Genomic DNA, 16,820 nt, shown 5'->3' on the forward strand with positions numbered 1-16,820 from the left:
AAGATTAATAATTACTCCAACCCTTTTCTGGAATATAAATCCTTAACCATAATGAACGCGTGCTTTCCTCTACCATAATAATTTTTTCTCACAAATAATGGAAAATATCCATTGCGAACATAGAAGAAGAATGCGTCTTTGTTTGTCGTCATAACTTCTAAGTATGAGTACTTGCAATGACCTAGTTTAAATCTCCTTTCAATCTCGTTGATCAAAAGTTTGCCTATTCCTTTATTTCTACAGTTTTTTCGTACAGCTATAGAAACTATATGCCCTCTTATTTTAAATTGTATAATACCTATTACATAACCTAGAATTTTACCGTCTTCCTTGGCAACTAAATATAATCCGTCTGCTATATATAAGTATGCCTTTAGTAAAGAGTAAGGATAAGGATTATCAAAGCTTTCCACTTCTATCTCATAAATTTGTGGCAGATCGTCTTCAGTCGCATCAGTTATAATTACCACAAAATGATTAAATTAGAGTGGATAATGAAAGTATTGGAATTCGATGAGAAAAAAGGCACAATGAAAGTTCATGTAGAGGACGAGGATGATTTGTGGACCTTACACATGATCCTAAATAAGGGAGATAAAGTAATAGCAAGGACTTCTAGAGATGTAAGCATGGGAAATGAAGGAAAAAGAGTTTCAATGATTATAGAGTTGCAAGTAGAATATACAGAATTTCAAGCTTTTACTACAAGGTTAAGAATTCATGGAATAATACTTGATGCTCCAGAAAGATATAGCATAAAAGGCGCACATCATACAATAAATCTTGATATAGGAGATGAAATAATAATTATAAAGGAAAAATGGAATAAAAGTGTTTTAGATAGAATTTACAAACAAGCTGAAAAGAAAAATAGAGTACTAATAGCCCTTGTTGATTTTGATGAATACTTAATAGCGATACCCATGATTCAAGGCATAAAAATACTTACGGAAAAAAGCTTATCTACACCTACAAAGGAAGAGGGAATTATAGAAGATAATGCAAGAGAAGTTGCAAAGGAAATTGAAAACTACCTTAATAGCTATAATAATATAGACGCAATTCTAATAGCTGGTCCAGGTCCGTTTAAGGAGATCGTTAGAAAATACTTAAATACTAAAGTAAAAATTTACATGGACTCCGTGTCTTCTGCTACAGAAGCTGGATTAAATGAAGTATTAAAAAGAGATATCATAGATCAAATAATGAGAGATTACGAAATTTCTCAATCAGAAAAAGACTTGGATAAGGCATTAATGCTGCTAAATAAGGATTCTGGATTAATAGCTTATGGGATTGATGAGACAAAAAAAGCTTCAGAATATGGAGCCGTGGATTCCTTACTCGTAATAGAAGATATGGTAACTGAAAACGAAGAGGTACAAAATATAATGGAAGAAGTAGAGAAAAGAGGAGGAAAAGTTCACATAATACCTAGAGACTCTCCTATATACTTCCAAGTAAAAAATTTCGCAGGAATACTAGCAATTCTTAGATTTAGAATAAATTAATTTCTCGGATATTTTCAAACCATAAGGGAGTTCCTCTATAATTCTGACTTCATCAGGATTATATTTTGATATTACCTCATTAACAAACTCTGGAGAAATGTAAAATCCATTAGAGGCTTTCTCGCCATAATCTGATAGGTCTATGTTTGTTCTTACAAAAGCCTTTATTATAGTACCTTCTCCACTATATTTTTCATAAGGCTTAGAATAATATCTTATAGTCCTTAGGAACCTCGTTCTAGTTTCTACCACGTCCTTATATACTGAACTACAATAATGTATATCCAATTTAGAATCTACATTTGCTTCAAGTACTTTTAACGCTAGTTCGAAGCTTCCTTTTCCACCTGCTAATCCATGACTAATTGTTATGCCTTTTGAATTTAAATTGTAAAAATTTCTTTCAGTTATCTCTAATTCGTTTATATTAATAAACTTAACTTTATGCTCTTCAGCCCACTTTATTAAAAAATTAAGATATTCTTCCTCTCCAGGTATTGCTGGAACCTCTAAACCAACATCAAATGAGAAATTCAATGCTTTTTCCACTGCTTTAAGATATTCCTTTCTAACTGGATGAAAACGTATTTCGTCAAGTCCTGCTCTCTGAAGAGCAAATAAAGCGTCATAATTTACATACCTGCCAGATGTATAAAGATGAATATGAAAGTCCTCTCCAAATTCAGACTTTAAAATCTCTATTAATTTTACTACCTTATCCAAATGTAAAATTGGGTCTCCTCCTGTGATTCCTGCACCTAATGCATTCATCTTATATGCTTCATATATAAAATCTTGAAAGCTCTCGGTTTTCTTTTCATTAGCATACATAACGTCTTTACCAAATCTTTCCTCACTTACTGGGCAATAATAACACGAATCACCGCATTCTCCAGAAATGAACACAACTAGCTTACTTCCTAGTCTACAATATTTACATCCTAATGGCAAATCTCTATTATACAATGAAATTTCTGGATTTCCTTTTAGCATTTATCCAGTCTTTAATTTTCTCACTTTTAACATCTTCTAATAATTCCTCCAATTCCTTAATAGCAATATTTTCATCCAAAGGCTTATTAGCTTGTATCTTTGGACTCCCTTCATTTCCCCCTTCAGGAAAGTACCAAACTTTGAACCATGTAAATCCTGCTTTTAACAAAGAAAAACCTAAAGGAGTATCTACAGCAGAATAACCTTTCATTATCAGATCTAAAGTTTCCTTATCCTTGTCGTAGGTTACAAATAGCCTACCTCTTTTAGATAGGAAGTTGTAGATCTTTTTGAAGAACTCTTCCTCTAAACCTACGTCTCTTAACCACGGATAATAATCTATTTCCAACCAATCTGGATAATAATCTCTTCCAGAAAAATAGTTGCAATATCCTACCAGCTTATCACCTAAGTATAACTTAAAATAGAAAAGTTCCTTTATATGAGTTTGTTTTATATCTACAACTTTTAATTCCAGATTTCCTATCTTACCTTGAATCATTTAGAGCCCTTCTAAAGAATTTATTTCTCCTACTTAATTCTCTTATTGCTTCCTCAAAGTTTTCGTTAGTAGCTAACTCATATTTCAAGAAAACGCCAGTTCTACCTTTGTCCTCTCTTTTCATTAACAGCTTTTCTCTCTCATTAATAGTTGTTATGGAAATCTTAAGTAACCTAGTAGCATAATCTTCATTTCCTTTAAGTGGGATTTCCTCATGACCATTCTTATTTGGTATAATAAGCTTTAATTCCTTATTTATACCCGGCTTTCTAACGCCATTTATTATATCCTCTAGGCTAACTAATCCGCCAAAATAGTAAAATTCCTCTTCATCTTTTTTAAGTTTTGATAATGGAAAAGATATTACTTCAGTTTCCTCAGGATTTAATGAAATATAGGCCTTAGGAGTTGATACTGGTGTGGCTTGTATTATATATTTATGGTCAGCCTCAAGTAAATCAAGTTCTAATATATTAGGTTCAAAAACTATAATATCAATATCACTAGTCTTTTTAACATCTCCCCTAGCAATAGATCCGTAAGCGTACCCTTTTATACCTCTGTAATATAAGGCTTCTAGGATTTCTTTTGCCCTTTTCCTCTTTTCATTAAATAACTTCCACTGCTCTTCTGTATACTCTATTTGCACAATTGATTTATAGTTCTTAGATAAGTTAAACTCTTATGGATATTTCCCTTTACACCTTTGCAATAGGCTTTGTAATATTTTGGGGACTTATCTTGGCTTTTAGAAAAAAACTTGAGCCAAAGGGATTTACTGTATATCCTTTATTTTTAATGTGGAAAAAGAGTACCAGGTCATTATGGTTTCCAAGATTAGCGTCCTCAAAGCCGTTTAAAATTTATGAAAAAATAGCAATGATTCTTGGAATCCTTGCAATGATTGGAGGTATTACAATGATATACTACGTAATATTTGGCCTAATTTTCCACCCACAATCAACTACAGTAAGATTAGAACCAATAATCCCTGGAGTTACTATAAGTTTATCATGTTTACCTTACATTCTTTTAGCTCTAGGAATTTCAGTTACTTTACATGAATTATCTCATGCAGTATCTGCAACATCAAATAAAATAAACGTAAAAAGCGGAGGTTTCATACTCTTAGGAATCTTTCCTGGAGCATTTGTAGAGCCTGCAGATGAAGAGTTTATGACGTCTAGCCTGCCTGCAAAAATAAAAATTCTTGCTGCAGGTATAGCAGTAAACCTAATTCTCGCAGGCATATTTTTCCCACTAGCTATATTTTTGCCCGGATATTTTTCACAAGGTTTACTTATAGAAGGAGTGATACCTCATAGTTCAGCTTATAACGCCTCCATACAAGCTGGAGATGTAATACTATCTGTTAACGGAATTAGGACAAATACTTTCAATTCTCTAACCACAGCTCTAAATCAAAGTACTAGTTATACTATAGTACTAAAAGCACTAAATGGATCAACAATAGTAAAACATGCTGAAGCTACAAACCATTTCTTAGGAGTTTATGTAACTTATTACTTTCCTCCATCAGTAAGACCGTTCTTACTTTTCGTTACCTGGATGTTTATAATAAATTTCAGCTTAGCGTTATTTAATGCTGCACCGTTAATAATTACGGATGGAGGAAAAATATTTACAGAATTACTTAAAAAGATAAGTTCACAAAATGGCGAAAAAATGTCTATGGCTATACAAGCTTTCCTTTTAATGTCGCTAGTATATGCAATAATGTTATCTATAAGTGCTTAATCTTCTTCAATTAATTTTGCACTAAGCATTGGGAATGGTATTACTTCTTTTATACTTTGATTATTCGTCAATAGCATTACTAGCCTATCTATTCCTATACCTAAACCTCCAGTAGGTGGCATGCCATAAGATAATGCCCTTACAAAGTCTTTATCATAAGGATGAGCTTCTTCGTCTCCTCTTTTCATCATTTCCTGCTCTTCTTTGAATAATTTATCTTGTAATATTGGATCGTTAAGCTCAGTATAGGCGTTTGCCAATTCCATTCCAGCAATATATAATTCAAACCTCTCCACCAAACCTGGCTTTGACCTATGAGGCTTACATAATGGTGTAGTTTCTATTGGGTAATCAGTTATGAAAGTAGGTTGTATTAAGTTGGGTGTAACTAATTTATCAAATAATTTTTCAATCATTAAACCTCTAACGTAAAGGTTACCTCGTGGTATAAGGCCATATTTTTTCATTAACTCTTTTAATTCATCGTCTGTCATTTTCTCAACGTCTTTACCGAGGGCTTCACTTAGCGAATCAAACATAGTAATTTTTCTAAACTGAGATAGTTCTATTTCATATTCCTTATCTGCCACTTTATACTTGAGCTTAGTGTCTCCTAAAACTTTACTTGTCACAGTTTTTAACATATCCTCAGTAAGTTTCATTATATCATTATAATCTGCGTAAGCCCAGTAAAGTTCCAACTCAGTGAATTCTGGATTATGAGTTACATCTATATCCTCATTTCTGAACACTTTACCTATTTCGAAAACTTTATCAAATCCGCCTACTATGAACCTTTTTAAATAGAGCTCTAATGAAATTCTGAGGTACCATTCTTCATTTAGATAATTAACTTTAGATTTAAACGGTTTGGCTAACGCACCACCATAAACTGGTTGTAATATTGGTGTTTCGACTTCTATGAATCCCTTTGAATTTAAATAATCTCTTATTTCCTTTATAGTCTTAAATCTTATCTCCATAGCTTTCCTTGCACTATCATTATAGAGAAAATCAACATACCTATGAGCATATCTAAATTCCGTACTTAATTTAGTCCAATCAGGAGGCTCTATTAGTGCCTTTGCTAGCAATTCATAGCTCTTAACAAGTAATGTCAGCTCTCCTTTACCTGTATAGAATAGATCTCCTTTTACTCCTATTATATCGCCTCTTCCAATATAATTAAAGAATTCTTCATATTTATCGCCTAATTCGTTTATCCTTAAATAAAGTTGTAATCTTTCGCCTTCATCAAAAATGTCTACAAAAGACGCTTTTCCATGTCTCCTAATATTGGCAACCCTACCTGCAGTTGAAATATCAAACATAAAAGGCTCGTGAGGTTTATCCTGCCTATTAAGGCCTATTTGCCTAATCTGAAGTATAGTGTGAGTTATTTCGTATTTCTGCGGATAAGGATTAATTCCTTTAGCTTTAAGCTCCTCTACAATTTTAACTCTTCTTTCGTCCCATTTCACACAATAACCGAATATTTCTAGTATAAAACATTTTACGATAATAAACTACAACTTTACTCCTAATATCTCTAGAAATTTTAATGCACAATCCTTTATTCTCTCCTCGGTGGACTTATCTATAGAAATTTGCTTATTATAAGTAGTATAACCGTTTTGACTAATAAATGCAATAACATCTGTTGAATCATAATAGAATTTTACATACAACATATCGGAATAAACTATGGAAATTATGCAAGGGCATAAGTTAAGCAATTCCTTAACTTTTAAAGAATATTCTTTCGCTATTTTCATTTTCTCCTCGCTCACTTCTTTTTTAACAAAGTCAACTCCGTCGTATTCCCCTACCTTAATTTCTCCGTTAAGCATTATGCTATCAATTCCATGCTTTCTAAGTTCTATCATAATGACGTCTTTACCTTCTATTTTAAGCTTGGAAACGCTTTTAGTCATTTCGCATAATTTTTAGCTAAAAGAAAATTAAATTTCTGGCTTCTGACTCCATTTCCTGAACATATAGAAAGTTAGTATAAAGAAGATTATTGCAATTATCGTGAAAATTATACCAAAGATTGTTAAAGGCAATAATTCATTCTTTGGGCCCACTCCGAAGAATATTGGGAAAGGACCTATTAATACTAGTCCCCCTACAGCAGTGCTAGTAGTACTCGGCGTAGAGACTGTACAAGATAAAGCTGATATGAAGAGCAGTGCGAAACCTATAAATATTAAACTCATCCCTACGCCGATGACGGATAATTTCATAATATTATTTATGATACTAAGGTTTATAACGGTGTTGATAATTGTATTACGGCAACATTATAAGTGTACTATCTTCAGACAAGGAAAAGGCAGGAAAAACAGCTGAAAGTTTAGGAAAACTTCATGAAAATGAGAAATTGAGAATTTATTATAGGAAAAAAGGAGATTATATAAGGTCAATCCTAGTACCTACAGAATATCCAGAAAAGATTCTGCAAGCTGCTGAGGCAGTTAGCCTTTCATCGTATTGCGTACTTTACCTGCCAATAGTTCCTTCTTGGACTGAAGGAGAACTAGCACTTTTAATTACATCTGCAGGTTGTAAAGGAGAAATAATAACTGAAATGCCAGAAAGTGATGTAAGAAAATTATTCAAAGGCTTACCCCTAGAGGAGTTCCCTATTCACCAGACTCCTGAGGAATTTGAAGGAAAAGAAGAAGATAAGGGAGTAGTTTATATAGATAAAGCATTCGTAGTGAAAGGTGTTGGAGTAGTAATTACTGGATTTTCCTATACTCAAGTTAAAGTACATGATAAATTGAAAGCTATACCGCAGAATAAAGAAGTTGAGATAAAAAGCATTCAAGTTCTTGATGAAGATCAAGAGGCTGTAGATACCGGGATCAGAATAGGTTTTGCGCTAAGAAATGTAAGAGAGGACGAAATGAAGGATGCATTACTTTTAGTTAAGAACGAAGTGAAAACCGTAAAGAGTTTCTCGGGTGAAATTTTCCTATTTCCTTGGACTAAAATCGAATCTGGAAATTACCATTTAGTCGCAAATGGAGTATCAGTAATGGCTAACTTAAAAATTAATGGAAGTAATGTTGACGTTGAGCTAAGTAACGAGATGCCGTTATCTAAGAGATTTATAGTAGTCAACGTTAATGCAAAACAAGGTAAACCAAGAATTGCAGGTTATGTAATACCAAAGTAGCCGGGCAGGGATTCGAACCCTGGTCGACGGGGCCAGAGCCCGCCATCCTTGACCGCTAGACGACCCGGCTAAGATTTAAATTTTTAAATATAGTATTAAAAGCTTTTTCCTAGATCTGAAATTCATAGATTAAAAACATGACGGAAAAACTTATAAATTATATGATCGAAAGATTTAAAAGGGTTTCGGAGAATGTTCGGGCTTAAGGTGACCTACTTATGAGTGATAAGACTCAAGATAACATTTGTCCTCCAGATAAAATAGTTTTTGATGCTGATAGAGGTGAATACATCTGTACTGAAACGGGAGAAGTTATTGAAGAAAGAATTATTGACCAAGGCCCAGAATGGAGGGCTTTTACTCCGGAAGAAAAAGAGAAAAGAAGCAGAGTTGGTGGGCCTCTGAACCAGACTATTCACGATAGAGGGTTATCTACACTTATAGACTGGAAAGATAAGGATGCAATAGGAAGGAATTTAGATCCAAAAAGGAGACTTGAAGTATTAAGGTGGAGAAAGTGGCAAATAAGAGCTAGAATTCAATCATCTATTGACAGAAATCTTGCTCAAGCAATGAATGAATTGGAAAGAATTGGTAATTTATTAGGTTTACCTAAATCTGTTAAAGATGAAGCTGCATTAATATATAGGAAAGCAGTAGAAAAAGGCTTAGTGAGAGGAAGATCAATAGAAAGCGTTGTTGCTGCATCTATTTATGCCTCATGCAGAAGAATTAAAATTGCAAGGACTTTAGATGAGATTGCCCAATATACCAAGGCAAATAGAAAAGAAGTGGCTAGATGTTATAGGTTATTGCTAAGAGAGCTAAATGTAGAAGTACCAGTATCGGATCCTAAGGATTATGTAACTAGAATAGGATCTTTATTAGGACTTAGCGGCGCTACAATGAAATTAGCTGCGGAGATCTTAGAAAAAGCTAAGAATGCCGGTTTAACTGCAGGGAAAGATCCTGCAGGTTTAGCTGCGGCAGCAATCTACATCGCAGCACTAATGAATGATGAGAGAAGGACACAAAAAGAAATAGCTCAAGTAGCTGGGGTTACAGAAGTAACTGTAAGAAATAGATATAAGGAACTCATCCAAGAATTAAAAATAGAAATACAAAATCAATAACTTTATAATCTTAAAATTTATTTTTATTTATTCTATTACCATTATATTTTCTGCTGGAAATCCCAATTTTACTAGAATGTCCTTAACTTTTTCTCTATGATCTCCTTGTATTTCAATTCTCCCATTTTTCACTGTGCCTCCTGCAGCTAATTTTGACTTAAGTTCTGAAGCTATCTTTTTCAGATCTGCGTCATTACTACTTATCCCTTCTATTACAGTAACTTCTTTACCATAACGTCTTTTCTCTAACTTTATTTTTATAAATTGTTCTTCTTTATTTAATTGTTCACATATATCTGGTGGAAGTCCTCCACACAAATTGTCTGCCATGTTTCTAATTAAGAATTATAAAAACTCCTTTTTGAGCTTTTCTATCCACATTAAATTTAAAACTTCTTAAAGATAAGCTTTTGTTATGGACAAATATAGGTGTGGTAGGTGTTGGAAAACTTTTGATGATGATAAATTAAAAGTTTTACCTGGAGTTAGATGCCCATACTGTGGATATAACATAATATACATGATAAGAAAACCAACTATCAAGGTAATTAAGGCAATTTAGATTTTATTATTGCAGCCGTCTCCATTATAATTTTTGCAGCTAATACTGATGTGATTCCAGAAGGATCGAAGGGAGGAGATACTTCTACTATATCGAAACCAACTATTCTTTTATCCGCAATTAATTTTACTATATCTAGAATTGTAGTGGGTTTTAATCCTTCAGGCTCAGGAGTAGCTACACCGGGCGCATAAGACGGATCTATAGAATCCATATCGTATGTTATGTATATTCTTTTACATTCTTCAGTGAAATTAATAATCTTTCTAGCCACCTCCTTATAGCCTAATAGTTCTACATCCCAAGATGTTATAAACGGAACTCCTGCTTTTCTTGCATATTCTAATTCTTCTTTACTAACAGCTCTATTGCCTATTTCCATAATTTTTATTCCTTTTTCACTTAATCTTCTCATTACGCATGCATGGTCGTATTTATATCCTAAATAATCGTCTCTTAGATCTAAATGTGCGTCAAAACTTATTATACAATCAGCGCTTGTACCACTGGCCGTGCCAACTGTTATAGTATGCTCTCCTCCAATCGATACTACTATTTTACCTTTTTCTGAAAAATAGCTTACTACATCAGATATTCTTTTTACATTCTCCTCAACATTTGAAGGGTGTAAAGCTACATCACCTACATCGTTAAATCCTACTTCTCCCATGTCAACTCCTGTCCTTAAGGAGTAAAATTCGATGTATTGCGCAGCATCTCTTATAGCGGATGGTGCAAAACGACTACCGGGTCTATAACTACTTGTTATGTCCATTGGAATTCCTAGTATTACAAAAGGAGAATTTTCTTTATTAAAACCTGCAAATTTCCTACTTACATCGTTCAAGTAAAGTAGTCTTACATCGCTCATGCATATAACGGTTGTAATGAGGTTTATAAGCTTAATACAATAATTGGGTTATGTGAGCGAGGAAAAAGTTATAGAACTTGCAAAAAGGAGAGGAATTTTTTGGCCATCATATGAAATCTACGGAGGAGTAGGAGGATTATACGACATAGGACCTATAGGAACTAGGATAAAGAATAAAATAGTACAGTTATGGAGAAAGATCTTCGTTGAAGAGAATAGTGATTTTGTAGTAGAAATAGAGACACCAATGATAACACCAAAGAAAGTTTTTGAGGCAAGTGGTCATCTTGAAAATTTCACTGATCCTATAGTCGAGTGTAACAAGTGTCATAGAGTATTTAGGGCCGACCACTTAGTGGAAGAAGTTTTAAAAATTAATGCTGAAGGATTAAAAGCTGAGGAACTTACAAATTTAATAAGAGAAAAGAATATAAAATGTCCTGTTTGTGGTGGAGATTTAGGAGATGTTAGATATTTTAATTTACTATTCTCAACCAATATTGGCCCATACACTGGAAGTACTGGATTTTTAAGACCAGAAACTGCACAAGGAATGTTTACTTCATTCAAGAGAGTTTACGAATCTACAAGAGAAAAATTGCCTTTAGGAATAGCACAAGTAGGTAGAGTAGCAAGAAATGAAATCTCGCCGAGACAAGGCTTAATAAGAATGAGAGAGTTCACGATAATGGAAATAGAATTTTTCATGGATCCTGAAGATACAGAAAACGTTCCTTTAGATAAATTTTCTGAGGATAAAATCAACGTATTACCTGCTGAAGCTAAAATAAAAGGAGAGAAACCGTCAACTTTTAAGGTAAAGGAGCTCGTAGACGAGAAGATCGTTATAAATCCTTGGATGGCTTATTGGATGGCTACTGCTAATAAATTTGTAAGGAAGCTAGGTGTACCACTTGAAAGGGTTTACTTTGAAGAAAAACTTCCTTCAGAGAGAGCTCATTACTCTAGCCAAACTTTCGATCAAATGGTTATAGTAGGAGAAGATAAAGTCGAAATTTCCGGCCACGCCTATAGAGGAGATTACGATCTTTCAAGGCATTCCAAGTCTAGTGGACAAGATTTATCAGTATTTAAAAAATATGATCAACCTAAGATTATTAAAAAGAAAATAGTAATTATAAATAAGGATAAATTAAATAAAGAGAGCAAGGATTTCGTTAAAGAATTCATGAAAAGGGTATCATCATTAAAACCTGAAGAAGTCGAAAAAATTCTTAATGAAAAAATTGATGGAAAAGAAATTAAAGAATATGTAACTGTAACAGAAAGAGAAGAAAAGGAATCTGGTAAGAGATTCATTCCACACGTGGTAGAACCATCTTTTGGAGTAGAGAGGTGCTTATACATCTCAGTATTGAACGCTTACAGAGAAAAGAAGGATAGAATAGTATTATCATTACCGAGAGAAATAGCTCCTTATGAAGTAGCTGTATTTCCGCTACTTGAAAGAGACGAATTAATTAGTAGAGCAAGAGAAATTTATAGTAAAGTTAAAGAAAAATTCGATGCAATATTTGATGATAGTGGCAGTATAGGTAAAAGGTATGCCAGAGCGGATGAGATAGGCATTCCTTATGCTATAACTGTAGACCCGCAAACGTTACAAGATAATACAGTGACTATAAGAGATAGAGATACTTGGAATCAAATTAGAGTAAAAGAAGAGGAATTAATTAATACTTTGGAGAAGTTATTTAGTGGTGAAGAAATAATACCAAAGGGATCAAGCAATGAGCCAGGATAATTCTCAAAATGAGAAAAAAGTAGATATAAAATCATTAGTTAGTGTTATTCCGCCTGCTTCTGCACTTAAAAGTAGAGAAAGAGAACCTCCAAAAGAAAAGAGAGTTAAAGTTAGAAAGAAGCCAGAAGTTGATGAAGGAACTATAATAATTTCAAATAAACTAGTTTCACAAATGAATGTTAAAAATGAAGTAGAAATTTCAGTGAAAGGAAAAAGACTAAGATTAAAGGTAATTTCTCAAGATGGGCTACAAGATATAGAAGTATGGGCAAATCCTTCAGATATGCTCAAACTTGGTTTAGAAGATAATAGTACTGTTACACTGAGGGTAGTATAATGAACGATAGTGACACTCAAGTTAATATAGCATTAACTCATTTCGAGACGTTGATAGAAGACCACTCCACATACTTAAACGAACTAGAAAATCTAAGTGTAATTCCGCAGATGGACATGGATAGAGTTATGAGAATCATAAAAAGAATGAGAAAGATAAGGAAGGATCTTGAACTTGGAATTAATACTATCCTTACTCACATTGATAGTGTTGGAAACTCAAGAATAAAAGAAGAGGCTATAGGAATAATAAGTTATTTAAATATAGTTGGATTTAAGGATGAAAAGGAGATCCTACAAAAACTTTCTACACAAGCAAAGGAAATAGGATATGATATAAATATAGATGACGATATAAAGCAAATTGATAATATACTCTCTAAAATTTCTAAAATAAGTCTATAGTGAAATCATGAGCATAGCTAACATAACATTGGAAGAAAAATTACAACAAATAACAGTTAAACTTATTGACGAAACTAGAGCACTTTACGAATTCCTTACTGTAGATGATAATAGTATTAATCCCATGCAAATTTATGCGAAAATAAATGGAATAAAGGACAGCGTTGAAAATGAGAAGTACCTCACTGGAGAATATATAATAAAGGTAAGAGAAGGACTAGACTATGTAGACCTTTATATAGATATCTTGAATAATCTAGAAAAAATAGCGCAAAATATAGATGCTGCAACATATAGATTAAGCGTACTTCTAACAAGAAGTAGCAAAATTGATAATATAATGCACGGTTTAATTGTAGTAATGTGCGAGAAAATACTTGCTTCTCTTACTCATTTAATTGAGTCAATTAAAACGCTATCTTCTAATGCTAAGAAATCTATAGAATCTGCTAGAAACATCCTGAAGTTGGAGGAAGACGTTGATGATTTATATAGAAATATTGAACTAAAATTGTTCGAAAAACCTCACGACGACCTTGTCTATGTAATGTTAATGAAAGATATTGCTGATAGATTAGAAGATAGCGAAGACCTAATTAGAGATTCAGCTAACTCTATAACATACATAGCCTTTAGTAGAACATGATGAGTATAAAAGGATATTTATTTGGCGATAAAATAGTAATCTTTGATATAAATGATAGCAAAAAATTATATTCTACTGGTTTTTATGGAAAGCCTCTTGGAATAAATAAACCAAAGAAAGCAGAAGATATAAAATATCCATTGGAACTTTCTTTAATAGAAGGATTATATTTGCTAAAAAAAGGCGAAATAGAAGTTATATATAATGGAAACAAGCTGAATGAGAATGATCTGTATGAAATTGGTAGAAAAAACATAGCAAGATTTGACAGCCTATTCACCGTATATTCAGATTTAAGAAATAAGGGATTTGTAGTTAGATCTGGAATAAAGTTTGGTGCAGATTTTGCAATATATACATTAGGTCCTGGAATAGAACATGCCCCTTACGTAGTAATAGTTTTAGACGCAAACTCAACTCTTCTTGCAAACGAGTTGATGAGTTTCGGAAGAGTATCTCATAGTACTAGAAAGAAACTCATCTTAGCAATAGTTAATGTGCTTTCGCCGAAAAATATAAGATACGTAATGTTTAAATGGGTGAAATTATAGAATAATATTGCATAACATGAAAAATGGGGGTTTTGATTGAGAAACTATTCTGGAAGGAGCTTTAATAAAGAAAGAGGACAGATATCCCAAAACGAGCCAAAACCTCTACCTTTGGGAGAAAAATGCAATTATCTATGCCCTTATTTTAGGTGTAATAAGAGAGCATTAATGATACAGACAAAATATGTAAAAGGTAGTCCATATAAAGTAGGCTTCTGCAGATGGGTTGGAGATACTTGTATCGCAGGCGAATGTCAATACGCATATTGCGAAAAAAGAGCACTACTCCCAGGTAATAGGTGTGCTTTTGCTGTAAATAAAAGAACTGATGGAGATGATATGGAGAAAGAATTAAAAGAATCTGATGAGTATGAAGATAAGGTTAAAGATATTATATCTAAGAAACTTGGTAAGAAGGATCTTGATCTGATTTAGACCACCTTTTATATAATTCATTCCTTATTCCTAACAAGTCAAGAGCTTTTCCTACAATAAAATCTATTAAATCTTGAATTTTTGTCGGCTTAATATAAAAGCCTGGGGAAGCAGGCATTATAATCCCTCCTGCTTTAGCTATTTTTAATGCATTATATAGCTCTATTTGACCCAAAGGAGTTTCTCTAATTACTAGGACTAGCTTTTGTCTATTCCTTAAGAAATTTATTGCAGATCTAGTAAGTAAATTTGAGGCAAAACCATGAGCTATGTAAGCTAATGTATTTATACTACAAGGAATTATAATCATCCCTTTTGTAGTTACAGTAAAACTTGAACTAGAAGTTGGAGCATCTATTTCATTCTCCATAAATATATTAGAAGTGAATTTTCTTACTTCATGAACTAAGTCTATGCCATTTTCTTTTTCAGCAACTTTTATTGCTGCATTAGTTATTATTACATGCTGATCATATCCATATTCCTTTAGTACTTCTACTGCCCTTAAGCCATAAATTATTCCACTTGCGCCGCTTATTCCTATTACTACCTTCTTATTTGCTCTTGTTTTCTTAACCACTGTCTCATCCATGCCGTGTAACAAGAGTTACTACAAAATACTAAAGGTTTATTGTTACAGCAAGTTTTAACAACTATTGGATTTCCTCTTATTATCTTCTTACACCAGCTACATCTTATTTCGTTAATTTTAGTATCTAATTTTAATGGCATATTTCATTAACTTTATGAAGAATTTAAATATATTTCTTAAATGAACTCTATATAACTTGGTTTATAAGTAAGTTATTATGAAGTAAACACATGCAAAGCATAAGAATTAAGCAAGTAAATGAAGTGAAAATAAGTAAATATATTCTAAAATATACTTTTGAAGATTGGAATAATTTAGTAGAAAGTGACGTAGTAATTGTTGGAGCAGGGCCGTCTGGTATGACTGCGGCTTATTATTTGGCAAAGGCTGGCCTAAAAACTGTGATCTTCGAAAGAAGACTAAGCTTCGGAGGCGGTATAGGAGGTGGTGCAATGAATTTTCATAAAATCGTCATAGAAACTCCAGCAGATGAAATAATAAAGGAATTAAAGATAAGATACATAGAACCAGAAGAAGGAATTTTTGTAATAGATAGTTCAGAGTTCATGGCTAAATTAGCTACTGCAGCAATAGATGCAGGTGCAAAGATTATTCATGGAGTTACTGTAGACGATGTAATATTCAGAGAAAATCCACTTAGAGTAGCTGGAGTAGCAGTAGAATGGACTTCAACCCAAATGTCTGGCTTACACGTAGATCCATTATTTATCTCGGCAAAAGCTGTGGTAGATGCTACTGGTCACGATGCAGAGATAATTTCTGTTGCGTCTAGAAAAGTTCCAGAGCTAGGTATAGCTGTTCCTGGAGAGAAATCAGCATATAGTGAAATAGCCGAAGAGCTAGTTGTAGAAAATACAGGAAAAGTTGCTCCAGGCTTATACGCAACTGGTATGGCAGTTTGTGAAGTAAAATCATTGCCTAGAATGGGACCTATATTTGGAGCGATGATTCTTTCAGGCAAGAAAGTTGCTGAGGAAATAATTAAAGACTTGCGTAACTCTTAAATCTTATTTTTTATATTGTAACTCGATGAGTCAAGCTCAGCAAATTAAAATCTCGGATAAGATTCAAGGTGTAATAGAAAAAGATTTTGATAACAAGGTAATAGGAAGAAGGGAATTAACGCTAAAATTATATCATATAGGCACTGGAACACCGTCAAGAAACGAAATTAAAAAGGCCATAAGTGAATTGCTTAACACTAAAGAAGATCTTATTGTAGTCAGAAAAGTATTCACTAGTTATGGTGCTGGAATAAGTACTGCAAGAGTTCATGTTTATACTAATAAAGAAACTTTAGAAAAATACGAGCCTAAACATTTATTAACAAGAGGTACAAGCACAAAGAAAGAAGGTGAACAAGGTGGCGAAAAAGGAAGCAAGTGAAGCCAAGGCTTCAGTAAGACTTTATTATGAAATATCTGATGGAAAAGTAAAATTAAAGAATAAAAAGTGCCCTAGATGCGGTAGTGTAATGGCCCACCATTTAAAGCCAGTTGAGAGATGGGCTTGCGGTAAATGCGGATATACAGAATTTGTCTCGGGGAAAAAATAA

At 33.2% G+C, this 16,820-nt stretch carries 25 protein-coding genes and 1 tRNA gene; 14 read left to right on the plus strand and 12 right to left on the minus strand.

The window, feature by feature from the left end:
- Positions 1–11: 11 nt before the first annotated feature.
- Complete coding sequence (locus D1866_RS11110) at positions 12–470, minus strand: GNAT family N-acetyltransferase (protein WP_155861165.1); 459 nt, start codon at positions 468–470, stop codon at positions 12–14.
- A 24-nt stretch (positions 471–494) separates the two neighbouring features.
- Here D1866_RS11110 and D1866_RS11115 point away from each other — a divergent pair, with 24 nt between their 5' ends.
- The gene (locus tag D1866_RS11115) at positions 495–1,511 is read left to right on the plus strand and encodes an mRNA surveillance protein pelota (RefSeq protein WP_152939902.1); all 1,017 of its coding nucleotides are present in this window, start codon (positions 495–497) and stop codon (positions 1,509–1,511) included.
- Here the strand turns inward: D1866_RS11115 and D1866_RS11120 are convergent.
- From D1866_RS11120 to D1866_RS11130, 3 genes are read right to left on the minus strand one after another with little or no spacing between them, the layout of a single operon-like run.
- Entirely contained in the window at positions 1,482–2,504 is a 1,023-nt protein-coding gene (locus D1866_RS11120) for a radical SAM protein (RefSeq protein WP_152939904.1), read from the minus strand. The two genes, D1866_RS11115 and D1866_RS11120, sit on opposite strands and share 30 nt — an antisense overlap.
- Positions 2,470–3,006, minus strand: a complete 537-nt coding sequence (locus D1866_RS11125) for a DUF1122 family protein (RefSeq protein ID WP_152939906.1) — start codon at positions 3,004–3,006, stop codon at positions 2,470–2,472. Before D1866_RS11125 ends, D1866_RS11120 begins: the two co-directional genes overlap by 35 nt.
- Entirely contained in the window at positions 2,993–3,655 is a 663-nt protein-coding gene (locus D1866_RS11130) for a nucleotidyltransferase domain-containing protein (RefSeq protein WP_155861166.1), read from the minus strand. Before D1866_RS11130 ends, D1866_RS11125 begins: the two co-directional genes overlap by 14 nt.
- Before the next feature lie 35 nt (positions 3,656–3,690).
- Here D1866_RS11130 and D1866_RS11135 point away from each other — a divergent pair, with 35 nt between their 5' ends.
- A complete protein-coding gene (locus D1866_RS11135) occupies positions 3,691–4,764 on the plus strand; it encodes a site-2 protease family protein (protein ID WP_152939908.1) in 1,074 nt (357 codons plus the stop codon).
- Here D1866_RS11135 and lysS read toward each other — a convergent pair.
- The 3 genes from lysS to D1866_RS11150 are packed head-to-tail and all read right to left on the minus strand — an operon-like array spanning position 4,761 to position 7,010.
- Entirely contained in the window at positions 4,761–6,245 is a 1,485-nt protein-coding gene (gene lysS / locus D1866_RS11140) for a lysine--tRNA ligase (RefSeq protein WP_155861167.1), read from the minus strand. The two genes, D1866_RS11135 and lysS, sit on opposite strands and share 4 nt — an antisense overlap.
- Positions 6,246–6,290: 45 nt before the next feature.
- Positions 6,291–6,698 (minus strand): hypothetical protein, encoded by a 408-nt coding sequence (locus D1866_RS11145; protein WP_013775481.1) that lies wholly within the window; start codon positions 6,696–6,698, stop codon positions 6,291–6,293.
- Between the two features lie 27 nt (positions 6,699–6,725).
- A complete protein-coding gene (locus tag D1866_RS11150) occupies positions 6,726–7,010 on the minus strand; it encodes a TIGR00304 family membrane protein (RefSeq protein ID WP_152939910.1) in 285 nt (94 codons plus the stop codon).
- 41 nt (positions 7,011–7,051) lie between these two features.
- Here D1866_RS11150 and D1866_RS11155 point away from each other — a divergent pair, with 41 nt between their 5' ends.
- Complete coding sequence (locus D1866_RS11155; RefSeq protein ID WP_152939913.1) at positions 7,052–7,948, plus strand: translation elongation factor; 897 nt, start codon at positions 7,052–7,054, stop codon at positions 7,946–7,948.
- On the opposite strand, the gene D1866_RS11160 is transcribed toward D1866_RS11155, so the two are convergent.
- Positions 7,946–8,018: transfer RNA gene (locus tag D1866_RS11160), tRNA-Gln, on the minus strand. The two genes, D1866_RS11155 and D1866_RS11160, sit on opposite strands and share 3 nt — an antisense overlap.
- Before the next feature lie 148 nt (positions 8,019–8,166).
- Here D1866_RS11160 and D1866_RS11165 point away from each other — a divergent pair.
- The gene (locus D1866_RS11165; protein WP_152939915.1) at positions 8,167–9,081 is read left to right on the plus strand and encodes a transcription initiation factor IIB; all 915 of its coding nucleotides are present in this window, start codon (positions 8,167–8,169) and stop codon (positions 9,079–9,081) included.
- A 27-nt stretch (positions 9,082–9,108) separates the two neighbouring features.
- Here the strand turns inward: D1866_RS11165 and yciH are convergent, their stop codons facing one another.
- Entirely contained in the window at positions 9,109–9,411 is a 303-nt protein-coding gene (gene yciH, locus D1866_RS11170) for a stress response translation initiation inhibitor YciH (protein ID WP_152939917.1), read from the minus strand.
- Positions 9,412–9,496: 85 nt separating this feature from the next.
- Between yciH and D1866_RS11175 the strand changes: the two genes are divergently transcribed.
- Positions 9,497–9,643 (plus strand): DNA-directed RNA polymerase subunit P, encoded by a 147-nt coding sequence (locus D1866_RS11175; RefSeq protein WP_013775486.1) that lies wholly within the window; start codon positions 9,497–9,499, stop codon positions 9,641–9,643.
- Here D1866_RS11175 and speB read toward each other — a convergent pair.
- Positions 9,630–10,514, minus strand: coding sequence for an agmatinase (speB, locus tag D1866_RS11180; protein ID WP_152939919.1), 885 nt, complete (start codon positions 10,512–10,514; stop codon positions 9,630–9,632). The two genes, D1866_RS11175 and speB, sit on opposite strands and share 14 nt — an antisense overlap.
- 52 nt (positions 10,515–10,566) lie before the next feature.
- On the opposite strand from speB, the gene glyS reads away from it, so the two are divergent.
- Genes glyS through D1866_RS11210 form a run of 6 tightly spaced genes read left to right on the plus strand, consistent with a single transcriptional unit; the run spans position 10,567 to position 14,652 of the window.
- Positions 10,567–12,279, plus strand: a complete 1,713-nt coding sequence (gene glyS, locus D1866_RS11185; RefSeq protein WP_155861168.1) for a glycine--tRNA ligase — start codon at positions 10,567–10,569, stop codon at positions 12,277–12,279.
- Positions 12,266–12,616, plus strand: a complete 351-nt coding sequence (locus tag D1866_RS11190) for a hypothetical protein (RefSeq protein ID WP_152939923.1) — start codon at positions 12,266–12,268, stop codon at positions 12,614–12,616. The genes glyS and D1866_RS11190 overlap by 14 nt, the downstream gene beginning before the upstream one ends.
- Entirely contained in the window at positions 12,616–13,020 is a 405-nt protein-coding gene (locus tag D1866_RS11195) for a hypothetical protein (protein WP_152939926.1), read from the plus strand. The genes D1866_RS11190 and D1866_RS11195 overlap by 1 nt, the downstream gene beginning before the upstream one ends.
- Positions 13,021–13,027: 7 nt before the next feature.
- On the plus strand, positions 13,028–13,666 hold the full coding sequence (locus tag D1866_RS11200; protein ID WP_152939928.1) for a DUF47 family protein: 639 nt from the start codon (positions 13,028–13,030) through the stop codon (positions 13,664–13,666).
- Positions 13,666–14,217 (plus strand): tRNA-intron lyase, encoded by a 552-nt coding sequence (endA, locus tag D1866_RS11205; RefSeq protein WP_152941360.1) that lies wholly within the window; start codon positions 13,666–13,668, stop codon positions 14,215–14,217. The genes D1866_RS11200 and endA overlap by 1 nt, the downstream gene beginning before the upstream one ends.
- A gap of 36 nt (positions 14,218–14,253) precedes the next feature.
- Positions 14,254–14,652 carry a hypothetical protein gene (locus D1866_RS11210; RefSeq protein WP_152939930.1) on the plus strand — a complete coding sequence of 133 codons (399 nt, stop codon included), beginning with the start codon at positions 14,254–14,256 and terminating at the stop codon, positions 14,650–14,652.
- Here D1866_RS11210 and D1866_RS11215 read toward each other — a convergent pair.
- Positions 14,615–15,244 (minus strand): UbiX family flavin prenyltransferase, encoded by a 630-nt coding sequence (locus D1866_RS11215; RefSeq protein WP_152939932.1) that lies wholly within the window; start codon positions 15,242–15,244, stop codon positions 14,615–14,617. The two genes, D1866_RS11210 and D1866_RS11215, sit on opposite strands and share 38 nt — an antisense overlap.
- A complete protein-coding gene (locus D1866_RS13150; RefSeq protein ID WP_152939934.1) occupies positions 15,199–15,384 on the minus strand; it encodes a TRASH domain-containing protein in 186 nt (61 codons plus the stop codon). Before D1866_RS13150 ends, D1866_RS11215 begins: the two co-directional genes overlap by 46 nt.
- A gap of 90 nt (positions 15,385–15,474) precedes the next feature.
- Between D1866_RS13150 and D1866_RS11220 the strand changes: the two genes are divergently transcribed.
- The 3 genes from D1866_RS11220 to D1866_RS11230 are packed head-to-tail and all read left to right on the plus strand — an operon-like array spanning position 15,475 to position 16,820.
- A complete protein-coding gene (locus tag D1866_RS11220; RefSeq protein WP_152939936.1) occupies positions 15,475–16,269 on the plus strand; it encodes a sulfide-dependent adenosine diphosphate thiazole synthase in 795 nt (264 codons plus the stop codon).
- A gap of 25 nt (positions 16,270–16,294) precedes the next feature.
- Positions 16,295–16,651, plus strand: a complete 357-nt coding sequence (locus tag D1866_RS11225) for a 30S ribosomal protein S24e (RefSeq protein WP_152939938.1) — start codon at positions 16,295–16,297, stop codon at positions 16,649–16,651.
- Entirely contained in the window at positions 16,629–16,820 is a 192-nt protein-coding gene (locus tag D1866_RS11230) for a 30S ribosomal protein S27ae (RefSeq protein ID WP_013775497.1), read from the plus strand. Before D1866_RS11225 ends, D1866_RS11230 begins: the two co-directional genes overlap by 23 nt.

Origin of the sequence: Acidianus ambivalens (assembly GCF_009729015.1) — an archaeon.
In the GTDB taxonomy this organism is placed as follows: domain Archaea; phylum Thermoproteota; class Thermoprotei_A; order Sulfolobales; family Sulfolobaceae; genus Acidianus; species Acidianus ambivalens.